The organism is Roseovarius conchicola (assembly GCF_041403425.1).
Lineage (GTDB): Bacteria > Pseudomonadota > Alphaproteobacteria > Rhodobacterales > Rhodobacteraceae > Roseovarius > Roseovarius conchicola.
Genome location: NZ_JBGEHK010000021.1, coordinates 1 through 3,910, shown reverse-complemented (window position 1 = coordinate 3,910; position 3,910 = coordinate 1). Strand labels below are relative to the sequence as shown.

Here is a 3,910-nt window from a genome sequence, read left to right as displayed (position 1 = left end):
TCACCTTGGCCATGGCATTGAGTATGTTTTGACGTTTGTGAAGAACTTCATGGCTTCTGTGACGCCTTCTTTGACGGCGTTACCGGAGTCTTTGATGCCGCCGAAGGGGGAGGTTTCGATGCGGTATCCGGGTTGTTCCCAGATGTTGCAGGTTCCGACATCAAGCCCGTTGATGAACGCGATCGCGCGGTTCAGGTCGTTGGTGCAGACGCCCGAGCTGAGGCCGAACTGGGTGCCGTTCGAGATCGCCATCACCTCGGCATCGTCATCGGGCACGCGCACGATGGGCACGATGGGGCCGAAGGTTTCCTCCATCACCAGCTCGCTGGAATGGGGCACCTTGTCCACGACGATGGGCGGCAAAAGCGCGCCCTGGCGGCCGGGGTGATAGAGGATCTCGGCGCCTTCTTTCTCGGCCTGGTAGACGCGGTTTTCAAAGAGCTCGGCCGCTTCCTTGTGGATCACGCAGCCCAGTTCGGTCCCGGGGTCCTGCGGGTCACCGAAGCGGATCGCCCTGGCCTTTTCCAGCACCAGCGGGACAAACTTGTCGGCCACGCTTTCCTGCACCAGGATGCGCTTGATCGCGGTGCAGCGTTGCCCCGAGTTGCCGGTGGCCCCGGCCACGGCGATGGTCGCCGCCTTGTCCAGATCAGCCTCGGAGAGGTCATTCAGGACGATCAGCGGGTCGTTGCCGCCCAGTTCCAGCGCCTGGCGCTTGTAGCCTGCTTTAGAGGCAATCAGCTTGCCCACGGGCACACCGCCGGTGAAGGTGATGATGTCGATATGCTCGTTCACCATCATTTCCTCGCCGATATCCTTGGGCCAGCCGGTGACCACCTGGAACATCTCGGGCGGCAGACCGGCCTCGTAGAGGATATCGGCCAGCGCGATGCAGGTCAGCGGCGTCAGTTCCGTGGGCTTGCACACCATGCAATTGTTGGTCGCAATCGACGGCGCAATCTTGTGGCTGACCATGTTCAGAGGATGGTTGAAGGGCGTGATCGCGCTGATCGCCCGCACCGGCTCGCGCTTGGTGAAGATCTTGCGATCCTTGCCGTTATGGGTGAGGTCGCAGGAGAAGATCTCGCCATCATCGTTCATCGACTGCGCCGCCGCGAACTGGTAGACATCCTGCGCCCGCTTGGTCTCGTAAATCGCGTGCTGGTGGCAGATGCCCAGTTCCAGCGTCAGCCATTTTGCCAGGTAATCGCGGCGCTCGCCGATCAGTTCGCCGGCGCGCTTGAGGATCTCGCTGCGCTCGTAGCGGCTGAGCGTGGGTGTGTAATGCGCCGCGATCTCAAAGGCACGGCGGGCATGCTCGGCATTGCCCGCGGGCACGGTGCCAACGACTTCCTCGGTATAGGGGTATCTGACCTCGATCACGTCATCGGTGAAGACAACCTCACCCCCGATGCGCATCCCTTCGTTGCGGATTTCCGTCTTGTCCATTGCACCATCCATGTTCAAAGCGCCGCCGCTGTGGTGGCGTAGAAGAAAGCATCAAAATTGCGCAGAACCGGGCGTTCAGGCAAGGGCAGAACCCGGTTGCAGATGAACGGCACTTCCTGTTCGGTCAGCCCGCCATGGCTGCGCAGAGGCTCGTTCAGGGCCGCCAGATCATGCCGGTGCTCGGAGGTGCCGATGCAGATTTCCTCGCCCGAGACCATCACGATATCGCCGATCCGGTCCGAGGGCAGCTCGAACCGGGCCACCGCCTCGGCATTGGTCAGCACATGGGTGATCCCGTCCTGCGCCAGCAGGCGCTTTGAGATATCGGCAATATCCGCGCCTTCCGGCAGATAGCAGGTGGCAAATGAGCCAAGCGCGCCGTGGTGCACAACATAAGGATCGGTGATCGGCAGGATGACGCGGGCATTGCCCTCGCCCAGCCATTCATCCATCAGGTCCTGCACATAGATCACCGATGGAGAGCCATCGGCATGGTGCTTGGGCTTCATGCCATGATCGGCCGTCACCACAACCGCAGCCCCCAGCGCGTCCAGTTCGGTCAGGTACCTGTCGAACATCTCGTAGAAGGATTTGGCTTCGGCCTGGTCGGGGCTGTACTTGTGCTGCACGTAGTCGGTGGTGGTCAGGTACATCACGTCCGGCGCCCATTCCTTCAGCAGCTTCACACCGGCGGCAAAGACGAACTCGGAGAGCTCCGCCGAATAGACCTCGGGCTGCGCCATGCCCAGCCACTTGCTGCCCTCGGCCATGCCGTGCTCTTCCTGGGTCGATGTATCGGACTTCTCGGCCGAGAAGCAGATTGCACGGTCCTGGTCAAATTCCAGCCCCGCCCCCAGAAGCGCGCGCAGCTTGTCCTTGGCGGTGACCACGGCCACCCGCGCACCGGCATCGTAAAACGCCTTGAACACGGTCGGCGCGCGCAAAAACCGCACATCGTTCATCATCACTTCTTCGCCCGTGTCCGGGTCGATCAGGTAATTGCCGCAGATCCCGTGCACCACCGGCGGACGGCCCGTCGCGATGCTCAGGTTGTTGGGGTTGGTGAAGGACGGCACCACCGAATGCGCCAGCCGGTCCGTGCCCTCCGCGCGCATCCGCTTCAGCGTCGGCATCAGCCCATCCGCAATCGCCTTGTCCAGGTATTCCGGCTCGCACCCGTCCAGGCAAATCGCGATCGCACAAACCTTCGGCACCGCATAAGCACGCCCGTTCGCTACAACAGGAGATTGAATTGTCATTACATAGTTCCTTTGTTTTTCAGGCGGCCAGTTTGGCACGTTCTTCCAGGGCGGCCGCAGGAGGCGCGGCACTTGCAACGCCCATTTCGCTCAGCGTTTCCTTGGCGGCAGTCACGACCTGCCGCATCACGTTTTCGTCCATCTGCCCGATACAGCCGACACGGAAACTGTCCACGACGGTCAGCTTGCCCGGGTAGATGATGAAGCCTTTTGCCTTCATCAGCCCGTAAAAGCGGTCAAAATCGAAATTCCCGTCCGCCGGGCAGAAGAAGGTCACGATGATCGGGCTGAGCCAGCGATCCTTCAGCAGGGTCTCGAACCCCAGATCGCGCATGCCATCGACCATGACATCACGGTTGCGCGTATAGCGTCCGCCGCGCCCGGCAACGCCCCCCTCGATCTCATGCGCCCTCAGCGCCTCGAGGAAAGCGGCAACCACGTGGGTCGGCGGGGTGAACCGCCACTGGCCGGTCTTTTCCATATGCGCCCACTGGGCATGCACATCAAGGCTGAGCGAGTGGCTGTTGCCCTTGGCCGCCTCAAGCTCGGATTTGCGGGCGATGACAAAGCCGAAGCCGGGCACGCCCTCGATGCATTTGTTGGCCGAGCTGACCATCGCCTCGTAGCGCAGCTGCGCCACCTCCAGCGGGATGGCCCCGAATGCCGACATCGAATCAACCAGAAGCTTGCGCCCCGCCGCATAGGTCACCTCGGAAATCTCCTCGACCGGGTTCAGAATGCCCGAACTGGTCTCGCAATGGATCACGACCACATGGGTGATCGCCGGATCCTCCGCCAGGATCTGCGCGACTTCCTCGCCGCGCGGCGGCAGGTAATCGCCCTTGTCCAGAACCACATGCTCCCGGCCCAGATACGCAAGGGTCTGAACCGAGCGCAGCCCATAAGCCCCGTTGGCCAGAACCAAGGCCTTGCCGTCACGCGGGATAAACGACGCCAGCATGGCCTCAACCGCGAAAGTGCCGCTGCCCTGCATCGGCACACAGTCAAACGCCTCCGACCCCGCCCCCAAAAGCGCCAGCAACCGCGACCGCATCTCGCGCGTCATCGCCCGGAAATCATCATCCCAACTGCCCCAGTCACGCAACATCGCCTCCTTAACTTCATAAGACGTCGTCAACGGACCAGGCGTCAGCAAATACGCCTCGCCCAATCGTGGAGAAGGTAACGGGGACTTGGTCATG

General features: G+C 61.8%; 3 protein-coding genes. All 3 read right to left on the bottom strand.

Annotation, left to right across the window (positions count from 1 at the left end; genetic code table 11):
- Genes phnY through V6N02_RS22295 form a run of 3 tightly spaced genes read right to left on the bottom strand, consistent with a single transcriptional unit; the run spans window position 1 to window position 3,909 of the window.
- Window positions 1-1,449, bottom strand: a complete 1,449-nt coding sequence (phnY, locus tag V6N02_RS22305; RefSeq protein WP_371229931.1) for a phosphonoacetaldehyde dehydrogenase — start codon at window positions 1,447-1,449, stop codon at window positions 1-3.
- A 14-nt stretch (window positions 1,450-1,463) separates the two neighbouring features.
- Window positions 1,464-2,708 (bottom strand): phosphonoacetate hydrolase, encoded by a 1,245-nt coding sequence (gene phnA / locus V6N02_RS22300; RefSeq protein ID WP_371229928.1) that lies wholly within the window; start codon window positions 2,706-2,708, stop codon window positions 1,464-1,466.
- Window positions 2,709-2,727: 19 nt separating this feature from the next.
- Window positions 2,728-3,909 carry a 2-aminoethylphosphonate--pyruvate transaminase gene (locus V6N02_RS22295; protein WP_371229925.1) on the bottom strand — a complete coding sequence of 394 codons (1,182 nt, stop codon included), beginning with the start codon at window positions 3,907-3,909 and terminating at the stop codon, window positions 2,728-2,730.
- Window position 3,910: the final 1 nt, after the last annotated feature.

Bases quoted from the DNA above. Each gene is read 5' to 3' on its own strand.
- phnY (WP_371229931.1), bottom strand. From the start codon at position 1,449: ATGGACAAGACGGAAATCCGCAACGAAGGGATGCGCATCGGGGGTGAG.
- phnA (WP_371229928.1), bottom strand. From the start codon at position 2,708: ATGACAATTCAATCTCCTGTTGTAGCGAACGGGCGTGCTTATGCGGTG.
- V6N02_RS22295 (WP_371229925.1), bottom strand. From the start codon at position 3,909: ATGACCAAGTCCCCGTTACCTTCTCCACGATTGGGCGAGGCGTATTTG.